This is a genomic window from Pseudomonas capeferrum (assembly GCF_013523055.1).
In the GTDB taxonomy this organism is placed as follows: Bacteria; Pseudomonadota; Gammaproteobacteria; order Pseudomonadales; family Pseudomonadaceae; genus Aquipseudomonas; species Aquipseudomonas capeferrum_A.
Genome location: NZ_JAAMQM010000003.1, coordinates 322,943 through 336,974, shown reverse-complemented (window position 1 = coordinate 336,974; position 14,032 = coordinate 322,943). Strand labels below are relative to the sequence as shown.

At 60.5% G+C, this 14,032-nt stretch carries 12 protein-coding genes, 1 tRNA gene and 1 pseudogene; 5 read left to right on the top strand and 9 right to left on the bottom strand.

The annotated features are described in order from the left end of the window. The first annotated feature begins 11 nt into the window (after positions 1–11). The 5 genes from uvrC to G7009_RS05470 all read left to right on the top strand — a co-directional run bounded on the left by uvrC (position 12) and on the right by G7009_RS05470 (position 5,317). Positions 12–1,835 carry an excinuclease ABC subunit UvrC gene (gene uvrC, locus G7009_RS05490; RefSeq protein ID WP_181128927.1) on the top strand — a complete coding sequence of 608 codons (1,824 nt, stop codon included), beginning with the start codon at positions 12–14 and terminating at the stop codon, positions 1,833–1,835. A gap of 33 nt (positions 1,836–1,868) precedes the next feature. After that, a complete protein-coding gene (gene pgsA, locus G7009_RS05485; RefSeq protein WP_181128926.1) occupies positions 1,869–2,429 on the top strand; it encodes a CDP-diacylglycerol--glycerol-3-phosphate 3-phosphatidyltransferase in 561 nt (186 codons plus the stop codon). 62 nt (positions 2,430–2,491) lie between these two features. Then, positions 2,492–2,567 (top strand) — tRNA-Gly (locus G7009_RS05480). Between the two features lie 223 nt (positions 2,568–2,790). Continuing rightward, positions 2,791–4,632, top strand: coding sequence for a tyrosine-type recombinase/integrase (locus G7009_RS05475; RefSeq protein WP_058171400.1), 1,842 nt, complete (start codon positions 2,791–2,793; stop codon positions 4,630–4,632). Between the two features lie 52 nt (positions 4,633–4,684). Beyond that, positions 4,685–5,317 (top strand): hypothetical protein, encoded by a 633-nt coding sequence (locus G7009_RS05470; RefSeq protein ID WP_181128925.1) that lies wholly within the window; start codon positions 4,685–4,687, stop codon positions 5,315–5,317. 355 nt (positions 5,318–5,672) lie between these two features. Here G7009_RS05470 and G7009_RS05465 read toward each other — a convergent pair. The 9 genes and pseudogenes from G7009_RS05465 to mmsB all read right to left on the bottom strand — a co-directional run. Next, positions 5,673–5,928 (bottom strand): annotated as a pseudogene (locus G7009_RS05465) (OB-fold nucleic acid binding domain-containing protein); the annotation flags it as partial. A 175-nt stretch (positions 5,929–6,103) separates the two neighbouring features. Then, positions 6,104–7,540, bottom strand: a complete 1,437-nt coding sequence (locus G7009_RS05460) for an NAD(P)(+) transhydrogenase (Re/Si-specific) subunit beta (RefSeq protein ID WP_058171401.1) — start codon at positions 7,538–7,540, stop codon at positions 6,104–6,106. A 2-nt stretch (positions 7,541–7,542) separates the two neighbouring features. Further along, on the bottom strand, positions 7,543–7,857 hold the full coding sequence (locus G7009_RS05455; RefSeq protein WP_058171402.1) for an NAD(P) transhydrogenase subunit alpha: 315 nt from the start codon (positions 7,855–7,857) through the stop codon (positions 7,543–7,545). Between the two features lie 11 nt (positions 7,858–7,868). Further along, positions 7,869–8,993 (bottom strand): Re/Si-specific NAD(P)(+) transhydrogenase subunit alpha, encoded by a 1,125-nt coding sequence (locus G7009_RS05450; protein WP_058171403.1) that lies wholly within the window; start codon positions 8,991–8,993, stop codon positions 7,869–7,871. A 124-nt stretch (positions 8,994–9,117) separates the two neighbouring features. After that, positions 9,118–10,062: an electron transfer flavoprotein subunit alpha/FixB family protein gene (locus G7009_RS05445; RefSeq protein ID WP_058171404.1), complete on the bottom strand. Its 945-nt coding sequence runs from the start codon at positions 10,060–10,062 to the stop codon at positions 9,118–9,120. Then, positions 10,063–10,812 carry an electron transfer flavoprotein subunit beta/FixA family protein gene (locus tag G7009_RS05440; RefSeq protein ID WP_058171405.1) on the bottom strand — a complete coding sequence of 250 codons (750 nt, stop codon included), beginning with the start codon at positions 10,810–10,812 and terminating at the stop codon, positions 10,063–10,065. Between the two features lie 28 nt (positions 10,813–10,840). Then, positions 10,841–11,992 carry an acyl-CoA dehydrogenase gene (locus tag G7009_RS05435; protein WP_058171406.1) on the bottom strand — a complete coding sequence of 384 codons (1,152 nt, stop codon included), beginning with the start codon at positions 11,990–11,992 and terminating at the stop codon, positions 10,841–10,843. A gap of 30 nt (positions 11,993–12,022) precedes the next feature. Then, positions 12,023–13,120 carry an enoyl-CoA hydratase/isomerase family protein gene (locus tag G7009_RS05430; protein ID WP_058171407.1) on the bottom strand — a complete coding sequence of 366 codons (1,098 nt, stop codon included), beginning with the start codon at positions 13,118–13,120 and terminating at the stop codon, positions 12,023–12,025. Positions 13,121–13,122: 2 nt separating this feature from the next. Further along, entirely contained in the window at positions 13,123–14,016 is an 894-nt protein-coding gene (gene mmsB / locus G7009_RS05425; protein ID WP_058171408.1) for a 3-hydroxyisobutyrate dehydrogenase, read from the bottom strand. Between the last annotated feature and the right edge of the window lie 16 nt (positions 14,017–14,032).

Genomic DNA, 14,032 nt, shown 5'->3' with positions numbered 1-14,032 from the left:
TTCGAGTCAACATGTCCGAAGTCTTTGATGCCAGTGCCTTCCTGGCGACCTGCAGTGGTCGTCCAGGGGTCTACCGAATGTTCGATGCCCAAGCGCGGCTGCTCTATGTGGGCAAGGCCAAGAACCTGAAGAAGCGCCTGGCCAGCTATTTCCGCAAGACCGGCCTGGCGCCCAAGACCGCCGCTCTGGTAGGCCGGATCGCCCAGGTCGAGACCACGATCACCGGCAATGAGACCGAGGCGCTACTGCTCGAGCAGACCTTGATCAAGGAGTGGCGTCCGCCGTACAACATCCTGTTGCGCGACGACAAGTCCTACCCGTACGTATTCCTCTCGGACGGTGCCTTCCCTCGGCTGGGCATTCATCGTGGCCCCAAGAAAGCCAAGGGGCGTTACTTCGGTCCGTATCCCAGTGCCGGCGCGATCCGTGAAAGCCTGGGGTTGCTGCAGAAGACCTTCTTCGTGCGTCAGTGCGAGGACAGCTACTACAGCAACCGCACCCGTCCCTGCCTGCAGTACCAGATCAAGCGCTGCAAGGCGCCGTGCGTGGATCTGGTAAGCCCCGAGGAATACGCCGAGGACGTACGTCACTCGGTCATGTTCCTCGAAGGGCGTAGCCAGCAACTGGGCAACGAACTCAACAGCGAGATGGAACAGGCCGCCATGTCCCTGGACTTCGAGAAGGCCGCCGCGCTGCGCGACCAGATCGGGCTGCTGCGCCGGGTCCAGGACCAGCAGTACATGGAAGGCGGCTCCGGAGATGTCGATGTTGTCGCGGCATTCGTCAACCCGGGCGGCGCCTGCGTGCACTTGATCAGTGTGCGCAGCGGCCGAGTGCTGGGCAGCAAGAATTTCTTTCCCCAGGTGGGTATCGAGGAAGAAGTCTCAGAAGTCATGGCCGCGTTCCTGTCCCAGTACTACCTGGGCAACGCCGAGCGCGAGCTGCCGGGCGAGCTGATCGTCAACGTCGTCCATGAGGACTTCGCTGCTATCAGCGAGGCGCTGGAAACCTTGCGCGGACGAGAAGTGCTCATCAGTCATCGGGTTCGCGGTACGCGCGCGCGTTGGCAGCAGCTCGCGGTGACCAACGCCGAACAGGCGCTCGGTGCCCGGCTTGCCAACCGGCAACACATGGCCAACCGCTTCGAAGCCCTCGCCCAGGTGCTGGGTCTCGACGAAGTACCGCAGCGCCTGGAATGCTACGACATCAGCCACTCCAGTGGCGAAGCTACCGTCGCCTCTTGTGTGGTGTTCGGTCCTGAAGGCCCGCTCAAGTCCGATTACCGCCGCTTCAATATCGAGGGCGTCACCGCAGGCGATGACTATGCCGCCATGCACCAGGCCCTGACCCGCCGCTTCGGTCGCATCAAGGCGGGGGAGGGCAAGTTGCCCGATGTCCTGTTGGTCGACGGTGGCAAAGGCCAGCTGAACATGGCGCGCGATGTCATGCAGGAGCTGGCACTGACCGATCTCACCCTGCTCGGCGTGGCCAAGGGCGTGACCCGCAAGGCCGGTTTCGAGACGCTTTACCTCAATGACGTCGCCCACGAGTTCACGCTCAAGGGCGACTCCCCGGCCTTGCACCTGATCCAGCAGATCCGCGACGAAGCCCACCGTTTCGCGATCACAGGGCACCGCGCGCGCCGTGGCAAGACGCGACGCACCTCGACCCTGGAAGATGTCGCCGGGGTCGGGCCCAAGCGTCGCCGCGAGTTGCTCAAGCATTTCGGCGGCCTGCAAGAGCTCAGCCGCGCGAGTGTCGAGGAAATCGCCAAGGCGCCCGGGATCAGCAAAAAGCTTGCGGAGTCGATTTATGCCAACCTGCATAGCGAGTAGAATGCCGGGTTCAACTTGCAGCCAGTCGTGCCGATGAATATTCCAAACCTGCTCACCGTTCTACGCGTTCTGCTCATTCCGATTTTCATCCTGCTGTTCTACATGCCCTACCATTGGAGCTACCTGGCCGCCAGCAGTGTGTTTGCCGTGGCGGCCGCCACCGACTGGCTCGATGGGTATCTCGCGCGTCGTCTGCAGCAGAGTACGCCTTTCGGTGCCTTTCTCGATCCGGTGGCCGACAAGCTGATGGTCGCGGTCGCGCTGGTCCTGTTAGTCCAGGTGCATGCAAACTTCTGGCTGACGCTCCCGGCGGCGGTCATCATCGGCCGCGAGATCGTGGTATCGGCGCTGCGTGAATGGATGGCCGAGATCGGTGCCCGTGCCCATGTGGCAGTCTCCAACCTCGGCAAGTGGAAGACGGCGGCCCAGATGGTGGCGTTGATCATTCTCCTTGGCAATCCGCCCCTGATCACGTTCTGGGTAGGGCTCGGTTACGGCCTGTTGCTGGTCGCCGCGGGTCTGACCCTGTGGTCCATGGTCAATTACCTGCACGCCGCCTGGCCGCATCTGCGGGAAGGTTCCGAGCAAAAATAAACTTTTTTGAATCAAGGGGTTGACGCCATTTTTGAGATCTATAGAATGGCCATCACCAAGACGCGGGAATAGCTCAGTTGGTAGAGCACGACCTTGCCAAGGTCGGGGTCGCGAGTTCGAGTCTCGTTTCCCGCTCCAAATTATGATCTACAGACGTCCACCGAAGTCTGTAAGTCATTGAAAAAGGACCGAAAGGTCCTTTTTTCGTTCCAGTGGAATCCACTGGAAACCACCCCCAGCCAGGGCTTTTAAGTCCATTTTTAAGTCCATCTATAGGGGGGCGTGGTTTCCGGATTGTTGCTGGAGGAGCGTGGCCTGCGAGACAAGCATCTAGCCCTGACCCATGTTCAGGAGCTATACCATGGCACTCACAAACGTCGCTGTCCGGCAGGCCCGCCCCACCGGCAAGGACTACACCCTCCCTGACTTTGATGGTTTATCTTTGGCGGTGTCCGCCAAGGGTGGCAAATCGTGGCACTTCAGGTACTACTGGGCTGCCAAGCAAAAGCGAATGTCCCTGGGTACCTATCCGGCGGTTGGCCTGCGAGAGGCCCGCGCCTTGCGCGATGAGGCCCGTGCCTTGGCTGCCAAAGGCGTCAACCCCAAGGTAGACCGCAAGCACAAGCTCCGCGCTGTCCGTTTGGCGAGCGAGAACAGCTTCAAGGCGGTGTACCTGCAGTGGCTCGCGCACCGCAGGCTGGAGCTCAAAGAGGGACGGCAGAGCACGCTGTCGCAGATCCAGCGCATTTTCGATAAAGACGTACTGCCCGCCTTGGGCACCATGTCCGTCTATAACGTCCGCCGTCCTGACCTGCTAGACGTAATTGCCCGGATCGAGCGGCGTAAGGCGTTCACCACTGCCGAAAAGGTGCGCACTTGGTTCCGGCAACTGTTCCGCTACGCCATGGTGAAAGTCGAGGGGCTGGAGGGGAATCCCGCATCCGACCTGGACGTGGTTGCAGTGCCCAAGCCTCCCGTCGTAAACAACCCGTTCCTGCGGTTGGAGGAATTACCCGACCTGCTGCGCAAGCTGCGCTGTTATAGAGGCAAGGCCACCACGCAGCTGGGTATCCGGTTGCTGTTGCTGACCGGCGTGCGCACCGGCGAACTGCGCTTGGCGACCCCTGATCAATTCGATCTTGAGCGTGGTCTGTGGATAATTCCGCCCGAGGTGGTCAAGCAACTGCAGGACAGCGTGCGCAAGCGCGGAAAGCGGCTGCAGGACATTCCTTCCTATGTTGTGCCGTTATCCATCCAGGCGATCGAGATCGTTCGCTACATGCTGGAGCAGGTCAAGCCGGCGCAGCGGTATCTATTTGCACACCGCAGTGAGCTGAAGAAACGCATCAGCGAGAACACGCTGAATGCCGCCCTCAAGCGCATGGGATATCAAGACTTGCTTACTGGCCATGGTCTTCGTGCCACGATTTCCACGGCGCTCAACGAGATCGGCTATCCCAAGACTTGGGTAGACGCCCAGCTGTCTCACGCGGACCCTAACAAAGTCAGCGCTGCCTACAACCACGCTCTGTATGTCGAGCCGCGACGGAAAATGGTGCAGGACTGGGCTGATCGGCTCGACTTGCTGGAGCAGGGCAAGGTAGCGGCGGCCAGCACGCACCTGACCATTCGTATTGATGGCGTGCCGTTGCTGGGCGAGGGTACAGAAGGACCTGGATACCTGATGGAGCCTGTTACGTCTCCTATCCTGGTGTCTTCGGTGGTGAATACGCCACCCACCACGCGACTGTCGGCAGTACCGGTGAGTCCCGAGCCAGTGGCTCCAGTGGAGCTGGTGGTTTCGGACTTCCAGCGCGGACGGATGGAGATGCTGGAAATCTATGAGTCCCCCCACAACATGCCGGTGATCCAGTTCGCCAGGCTGGCGGGTAAATCCCGCGATCAGATCAACCGCGAGATCAAGGCCGGCAAGTTGCTGACCTTGAACGTGGGCAACCGTGGCCAGCGTATTCCCGAGTGGCAGCTCGATCCACTCAAACAGGAGTTGGTGCATACGGTGCAGCAGCAGGTGAAGGATGTTGATTCGTGGCAGCTTTATCGGGTGCTGTTGCAGCCCCGTGAGACGCTGGCAGGGCGCTCGGCCATTGAGGCTGTTTCGTCCTCCAATTTTCATGAGATCATCCAGATGGTTAGTCGCGATCATGCTAGGGCTGAGTGTCCGGCGGAGAGGCTGCGTAGTTAATTGACGAAAATTCAGGGTCGTTTCGGCGGCCCTCTCATAGAAGGGAAGTTTTATGAGTATGCAATCTTCCATTCTTTCAGTGCTAAGAATGTGGCCGAATGGTCAGACAAAGTCTGAGATACTTACAGGAATGTATTTAGCGTCTATTGGATATCCAAAGCTTAGAAATATATCACATCTAGGTGGTCGTGATGGCGGAAGGGATCTGGAAAGCCTTGATGGAGAGCATTACGTTGCCTGCTATTTTCCGATGCAAGAACAAATGAATTTTGAGTCGATTAAGGATAAATTTAAATCCGACCTTGAGAAGGCAAAAAGAAATAGAGCTTCTGGGTTTACTTTTTTCACTGGTCAAATTATTCAAAATCACCAGAAAGAAAATTTGAAGAAATTTAGTGGGGATATTGAGGTTGGAATAATTAGTGGTGATGAAATAGCTGCTCATGTTTGTCGGGTTGAAAACAGCGCGTTGAGAGCAGAGCTGGGTTTTGTAGAGAGAGCGCAGACGTCGCCTGATGAGGTGTTTTCAAGAAATCTTTTCAGTAGAGTTAACTTTGAGAGTTTGATTAAGGCAATAAGCGAGAGTATTCCTCCTAATACATTTTCGGGTTATTTTTTAGGATTTTTGATGATTTTGAAAATTTTAGACAGACCGCCCAGTCCTCCTTGTTGTCGCCGGAGTTGAGAGGGCTTTATTTTGGATGGGAAAAAGCTCTGGCTCGTTTGGAAGAGGAGATAGTGGACTCCCCACGTTATGAGTATTTCAATCAGACGAGGAGCTTTCACATGCGATGGTTGGGCGATGACTCAAATGGGCTTCCTCGGACTGAGTTTCTCCGTATAGCAGATGCCAAAAAAGTGCACATAGAAAATTTGCTGATGCCACAATAACTCTAGCGCGATATATTGGAGAGCAGCACGGATTGTTGGTTCAACGTTAGAGGGCGTATTCAACTCTTGGCCAAATCGGTGCAGTTACCCATCAACGAGGATCTGTAAGTACGGGTTGTTGTGAGGCATGTATATATCTGACATCGGTCTCAGCGAAAATCGCGGCTGCGTATATCCAGGCCGGTCAGTAGCGGAGTGAGGTCGGTCAGCCGACCGGCGATTACATGGCGCACGCAATCGGCCGCTTCCAGATGGCCATCGATGCGCAGCATCTGCGATTGCACCCAGCACCCGCCGCTGACGTTCGGCCAGATCGTGCCAGACCACCACGTTGACCAGACCGAATTCGTCTTCGAGTGTGACGAAAATCACCCCACTGGCGGTCTGTGGGCGCTGGCGGCCGACTTCGTAGCTCCAGATGTTCAAACCGTTGGTCTGTGCGGTGTAGTCGCGGCGTTTACAGGACTTGGGGGCATCGTCGATAGGATAGCGCCCGGCTGGCTCCCTTGAACGCCGTACTTTTCGCTTCCAGAACCTAGGCCCCCGGATGAGCAATCTACCGAGAGCTCATAATCAGGGGTCAGTCGACGGCCTTGACCATGTCCTCGATGACTTTCTTGGCGTCGCCGAAGACCATCATGGTCTTGTCCAAGTAGAACAGTTCGTTGTCCAGGCCGGCGTAACCGCTGGCCATCGAGCGCTTGTTGACGATCACGGTCTTGGCCTTGTAGGCCTCGAGGATCGGCATGCCGGCGATCGGCGACTTCGGATCGTTCTTCGCGGCCGGGTTGACCACGTCGTTGGCACCCAGCACCAGCACCACGTCGGCCTGGCCGAACTCGGAGTTGATGTCGTCCATCTCGAACACCTGCTCGTAAGGCACTTCGGCCTCGGCCAGCAACACGTTCATGTGGCCAGGCATACGACCGGCAACCGGGTGGATCGCATACTTCACGGTGACGCCACGGTGGGTCAGCTTCTCGGCCAGTTCCATCAGCGCGTGCTGAGCACGGGCCACCGCCAGGCCGTAGCCCGGAACGATGATCACGGTGTCGGCGTTGGTCAGCAGGAAGGCCGCGTCGTCGCTCGAGCCGGACTTAACCGGGCGAGCTTCCTGGGCACCGGCAGGGCCAGCGGCTTCAGTCGCGCCACCGAAACCACCGAGGATCACGTTGAAGAACGAACGGTTCATCGCCTTGCACATGATGTACGAGAGGATCGCGCCGCTCGAACCTACCAGCGAACCGGCAATGATCAGCATCGAGTTGTTCAGCGAGAAGCCGATACCGGCCGCCGCCCAGCCCGAGTAGCTGTTGAGCATCGACACGACGACCGGCATGTCCGCGCCACCAATCGGGATGATGATCAGCACGCCGATGACGAAGGCCAGGGCCAGCAGGATGGCGAAGGCGGTGATGTCGCCGGTGAAGGTGTACACCAGGCCCAGGCCGAGAATCGCCAGGCCGATGGCCAGGTTGACCCAGTGTTGGCCCTTGAACTGCACCGGCGCGCCCTGGAACAGACGGAACTTGTACTTGCCCGAGAGCTTGCCGAAGGCGATCACCGAACCGGAGAAGGTGATGGCACCGATGGCCGCGCCGAGGAACAGCTCCAGACGGTTACCCGCCGGAATCGCATCGCCCAGCGCCGCGACGATACCCAGGGACTGCGGCTCGACCACCGCGGCGATGGCGATAAACACCGCCGCCAGGCCGATCATGCTGTGCATGAAGGCGACCAGTTCCGGCATCTTGGTCATTTCTACACGCTTGGCCATCACCGAGCCGGCAGTACCGCCAACCAGCAGGCCGACCAGCACGTAGCCAATGCCCTGAGTAGCGATTTCAGCGCCGAGCTTGTAGATCAGGCCAACGGTGGTGAGCACGGCAATGCCCATACCGATCATGCCGAACAGGTTGCCGCGCCGCGAGGTAGTCGGGTGCGACAGGCCTTTGAGTGCCTGGATAAAGCAGATCGAGGCAACGAGGTAGAGAACAGTGATCAGATTCATGCTCATGGTCAGTGCTTCTCCACAGGCGCTTTCGGCGCTTTCTTCTTAAACATTTCCAGCATGCGCCGGGTTACCAGGAAACCACCGAACACGTTCACCGCGGCCAGGGCCACGGCCAGGGTGCCCATGGTCTTGCCCAGCGGGGTCACGGTCAGTGCCGCGGCCAGCATGGCGCCGACGATAACGATCGCGGAAATCGCGTTGGTCACCGCCATCAGCGGGGTGTGCAGGGCCGGAGTCACGTTCCACACCACGTGGTAGCCCACGTAGATGGCCAGCACGAAGATGATCAGGTTGTAGATGCCGTCGGAAATCAGATCCATGTCTCTACTCCTTAGCCGTTAGTGCGCACGACGTTGCCGTCACGGCACATCAGGCACGCGGCGACGATGTCGTCTTCAAGGTTGAGGTGGAACTTGCCTTCGCCGTCGATGACCAGCTTGAGGAAGTCCAGCAGGTTGCGTGCGTACAGCGCCGAAGCATCCGCCGGCACCAGCGCCGCCAGGTTGCTGTGGCCGACGATGGTCACGCCGTGATGCACCACCACCACCTGTTCGGCGACGGTCAGCGGGCAGTTGCCGCCTTGCGCCGCGGCCAGGTCGATGACCACGGAGCCTGGCTTCATCTCGGCGACAGTCGCCTCATGCAGCAGGGTCGGGGCCTTGCGGCCCGGGATCAGCGCGGTGGTGATGACGATATCGGCCTGCTTGGCCTTCTCGTGCACCGCCTTGGCCTGACGCTCCATCCACGAGGCTGGCATCGGGCGGGCGTAACCGCCGACACCCTGGGCGCATTCGCGTTCCTCGTCGGTCTCGAACGGCACGTCGACGAACTTGGCGCCGAGCGACTCGATCTGCTCTTTAACCGCCGGACGCACGTCCGAAGCCTCGATCACCGCACCCAGGCGCTTGGCCGTGGCGATGGCCTGCAGGCCGGCGACGCCGGCGCCGAGGATCAGCACGCGGGCGGCCTTCACGGTACCGGCAGCGGTCATCAGCATCGGCATAAAGCGCGGATAGTGGTTGGCCGCCAGCATCACCGCCTTGTAGCCGGCGATGTTGGCTTGCGACGAGAGCACGTCCAGGCTCTGCGCGCGGGAAGTACGCGGGGCGGCCTCCAGGGCAAAGGCCGTGACGCCACGGGCGTTGATGCGCGCAATGGTCTCGTTGCTGAACGGGTTGAGCATGCCAACCAGCACGGCACCGGCTTTCATGTGAGCCAGCTCGGCATCGGTCGGCGCGACTACTTTCAGCACCAGATCAGCACCAAAGGCAGCAGCGTCGTTGCCAATAGCGGCACCAACAGCTTCATAGGCGCTGTCCGGAATGCTTGCGCTAACACCGGCACCGGTCTGCACAGTCACCTGATGGCCCTGGCCGATCAGTTTCTTGATGGTTTCGGGAGTTGCGGCAACGCGCGTCTCACTAGCATGGGTCTCGAGAGGGACACCAATGTGCATGTATTACCTCTTTTGGGGCCAGGTCAGTTCCGAACGGGCAGGGTAAGGTCCGCCTCCCTGCAGAGGCGGAGTAGTACGGACTGATTTATTTGTTGTTTGAGGGGCAGGTCTGCCCAGCGAGGTCTTAGAGTGTGCTTGTCAGCTCCGGCACAGCTTCGAACAGGTCGGCAACCAGGCCGTAGTCGGCCACCTGGAAGATCGGTGCCTCCTCGTCCTTGTTGATCGCCACGATCACCTTGGAGTCCTTCATGCCCGCCAGGTGCTGGATCGCACCGGAGATGCCCACGGCGATGTACAGCTGCGGGGCGACGATCTTGCCGGTCTGGCCGACCTGCATGTCGTTCGGCACGAAACCGGCATCGACCGCGGCGCGCGAGGCACCGACAGCTGCGCCCAGCTTGTCGGCCAGGGCGTACAGGTGCTTGAAGTTGTCACCGTTCTGCATGCCACGGCCGCCGGAAACGACGATCTTGGCTGCGGTCAGCTCGGGACGATCGGACTTGGCCAGCTCTTCGCCAACGAAAGCCGATTTGCCCGCGTCAACTGCGCCGCCGACTGCTTCAACGGCAGCGGAGCCGCCTTCGGCAGCAACCGGATCGAAACCGGTGGAACGCACGGTGATCACCTTCACGGCAGCACTGGACTGCACGGTAGCGATGGCGTTACCGGCGTAGATCGGGCGCTTGAAGGTGTCGGCGCTTTCAACGGCGATGATCTCGGAGATCTGATCAACGTCCAGTTGGGCGGCAATACGCGGCAGGATGTTCTTGCCGTTGCTGGTGGCGGCGGCCAGGATGTGGCTGTAACCCTTGCCCCCCGCTTCTTGAGCAAGAGTGGCAACCAGCGGTGCGACGTTTTCCGGCAGTTGGTGGGCATAGGCCGCGTTGTCGGCTACCAGCACCTTGCTGACACCGGCGATCTTGGCGGCAGCTTCAGCAACATCGCCCGCGTTCTGGCCAGCGACCAGGACGTGAATGTCGCCACCGATCTTCGCGGCAGCGGCAACGGTGTTCAGGGTGGCAGGCACCAGAGCGGCATTGGTGTGTTCAGCGATAACCAGGATAGTCATTTAGATTACTTTCGCCTCGTTCTTCAATTTCTCGACCAGTTCAGCAACCGACTTGACCTTGATGCCGGCGCTGCGTGCAGCCGGCGCCTCGACTTTCAGGGTCTTGACGGTGGAGGCGGTGGAAACGCCCAGCGCGTCCGGAGTGACGGTCTCCAGCGGCTTCTTCTTGGCCTTCATGATGTTCGGCAGCGACGCGTAACGCGGCTCGTTCAGACGCAGGTCGGTGGTCACGATGGCCGGTAGGCTGAGTTCGACGGTTTGCGAACCACCATCGATCTCACGGGCAACCCGAACCTTGTCACCGGATACTTCGACCTTGGAGGCGAAGGTTCCCTGGGCGTAGCCGCAAAGCGCCGCCAGCATCTGGCCGGTCTGGTTGTTGTCGCTGTCGATGGCCTGCTTGCCAAGAATCACCAGCTGAGGCTGTTCCTTGTAGACAACGGCCTTGAGCAGCTTGGCAACCGCCAGGGAATTCAGCTCTTCATTGGCTTCGACCAGGATGGCACGGTCGGCACCCAGGGCCAGGGCGGTACGCAGTTGTTCCTGGGCAGCGGCCGGGCCGACGGTAACGGCGACGATCTCGGTGGCGACGCCCTTTTCCTTCAGGCGTACGGCTTCTTCCACGGCGATTTCGCAGAAGGGGTTCATCGACATCTTGACGTTGGCGAGGTCGACGCCGGAGTTGTCCGCTTTGACGCGAACTTTGACGTTGTAGTCGACCACTCGTTTGATCGGAACCAGTACTTTCATGGGGATCTCTCTTCAGGCAATAACAAGGTTAGAGGTCGTAGTGGGCCAGTTCGCGGGCGATCAGCAGGCGCTGGATCTCGCTGGAGCCTTCGTAGATCTGGGTGATGCGGGCGTCGCGGTAGTATTTTTCCACCGGGTAGTCCTCTAGATAGCCGTAGCCGCCGTGGATCTGCACGGCATGGGAGCAGACGCGCTCGGCCATTTCCGAGGCGAACAGTTTGGCTTGCGAGGCTTCCGACAAGCAGGGCAGGCCGGCACTCTTCAGTCGAGCCGCGTGGAGGACCAGCAGGCGCGTGGCATTGAGCTGGGTGTGCATGTCGGCGAGCATGTTGGCCACGCTTTGGTGCTCGATGATCGGCTTGCCGAACTGGATGCGTTCGCGGGCATAGCCGAGGGCTGCTTCGAACGCAGCACGGGCGATGCCCAAGGCCTGAGCGGCGATGCCGATACGGCCGCCTTCGAGATTGGACAGGGCGATGGCCAGGCCCTTGCCACGCTCGCCGAGCAGGTTGGCCTCTGGAATCACGCAGTCGTTCAGGGTCACCGCGCAGGTGTCGGAAGCCTTGATTCCCATCTTGTGTTCGCTGCGGTCGACCACGAAACCGGGGTTGTCGGTGGGTACCAGGAAGGCCGACAGGCCCTTCTTGCCCAGTTCCGGGTCGGTGACGGCGAAGACGATGGACAGTTGCGCGCGCCTGCCGTTGCTGACGAACTGTTTGGCGCCGTTGAGCACCCAGTGGCCATCTTTCAACTCGGCTCGAGTACGCAGGTTATGGGCTTCTGAACCCGCGTGCGGCTCGGTCAGGCAGAAGCAGCCAATGGCCTGACCGCTGGCCAGGCTGGGCAGCCACCGTTCCTTCTGCTTCTGGCTGCCGTAGCGCAGGATCGGTCCGCAGCCCACCGAGTTGTGGATGCTCATCAGCGCGCCTGTGGCGCCGTCGCCGGCGGAGATTTCCTCCACCGCCAGGGCGTAGGCCACGTAGTCGATGTAGGAGCCACCCCACTCCTCGGGCACCACCATGCCGAGCAGGCCCAGCTCGCCCATCTGTGTAACCAGGGTGTCATCGATCCAGCCGGCTTTTTCCCAGGACTGGGCCTTGGGCGCGATCTCGCGACGGGCGAAATCGCGGGCCATGTCGCGGATCATGCGTTGTTCTTCGCTCAATTCGAGGTCATGCATTGGGGGCTCTCTTGTACCTGTGGCATCCGTTCATGCGGAAACGCTGCTGTCGCGGGGCTGGCCCCTGACAAGTCGGAATCCGGCGAAGAACGCCTGCACCCGCTCGGGGACAAGTTCTGCCAGAGTGGACGGGTTCCAGTGCGGCGTCTTGTCCTTGTCGACGATCATTGCGCGCACGCCTTCCATGATGTCGCCCTTGGCAAACCATTGGCGGTCCAGATGCAGTTCCAGCTCGAAGCATTCGCCCAGCGCCATAGCGCGGCCTCGACGTAGCAATTCCAGGGTGACCCCCATGGCCAGCGGAGAACGACTGTCGATCAATTTGACGGTTTCTTCGGCCCAGTCCTGATATTCCGGGCGGTTTTCCGCCAGAAGCGAGGCGCGGATCGCCGGCAGGTCGGGCAGGGCGAAGTACTCGTCGATGGCTGGACGCAGCGCCTTGAGTTCGGCTCCCGGAAGCCTGTTGCTGGCCAGGGTGGAGAGGAGATTACGCAGGTCTTCATGTGGATGACTGGTCCAGTCTATCCGCTCCAGGCCTCGATCAAACTCGGCGATCCGTTCGCTGGGCAGGCACCAGTCGGCGAGGCGAGCGTAAAGTGCGTCAGCAGCACGAACCTGACTGCCGGTAATACCAAGGTAGATGCCCAGCTCACCTGGCAGACGCGGAAGGAAATAGCTACCGCCGACGTCCGGGAAATAGCCGATGCCAGTTTCCGGCATGCCCATCTTCACCCGCTCGGTGACCACCCGTAGTGCCGCACCCTGGACCAGGCCCATGCCGCCGCCGAGGACGAAGCCGTCCATAAGCGCGACGATGGGTTTGGGGTAGCCGTGGATGTACTGGTCGAGGGCGTATTCTTCCTCGAAGAAAATGCGGTACAGGTCGTCGCCAGCCCGGTAGCTGTCGTACAGCGCGCGTATGTCGCCGCCGGCGCAGAAAGCCTTTTCACCGTTGGCGCGCAGTACCACGGCGATGATCGTGGGGTCGTCTTCCCAGGCCTGCAACTGTTGCCACAGAATGCGGATCATCTGCAGAGTCAACGCATTCAGCCCGGCCGGGCGGTTCAGCGTCAGGTGGCCGACTCGGTTGTGTACTTCGGCCAATACAGGCGCATCGGCTTCGTTCATTCTCAGGCCTCCTGCTTGCGATACAGGTTGATGATGGCGGAGAAGTCCAAGGCACCGTTCCCTTGCTGGCTGAGGCTCTGGTAAAGCTGCTGAGCCACCGCACCGAGCAGCACCGGCTGGCGAGCCTGCTTGGCCGCCTCGGTGGCGAGACCCAGATCCTTGAGCATCAGATCGGTACCGAAACCGCCGCTGTAGCCGCGCGCAGATGGCACATTGTCCATCACCCCGGGAAAGGGATTGTAGGTATCCGAGCTCCAGCAGCGGCCGCTGGACGTGTTGATCACTCCGGCCAGCACGCTGGCATCCATACCCAGCGCAACACCGAGGGCCATGGCTTCGGCGACGCCGATCATCGAGATGCCGAGCAGCATGTTGTTGGCGACCTTGGCCACCTGGCCATTACCGGTGCCGCCGCAGTGGACGATGTTCTTGCCCATGGCGGCGAGGATCGGTTGCGCACGCTCGAAGGCGCTTGGAGCGCCGCCGGCCATGAAGGTCAGGGTGCCGGCCAAGGCGCCGCCGGTACCACCGGACACTGGTGCATCGAGCATCGGGTTGCCTTGGGCGAGGGCGGCCTTGGCTACTTCGCGGGCACTGAGTGGATCGATGGTCGAGGAGTCGATCAGCAGTACGCCGGGCCGAACGTTGGCCAGCAGGCCGTCGGCTCCGAGGTAGACGCCCTTCACATGAGGGGCTGCTGGCAGCATAGTGATGATCACCTCGACATCGGTTTGCGCCAGCGCGGCGGGAGAGGCGACGGCTGTGGCACCAGCCTCGACCAGAGCGGCGACGGCAGCGGCGGATAGGTCGAACACGCTTAACCTATGGCCGGCCTTGAGCAGGTTGCAGGCCATGGGCGCACCCATGTTGCCGAGACCGAGAAAACCGATATGCATGGTGGAGACCTCTTGC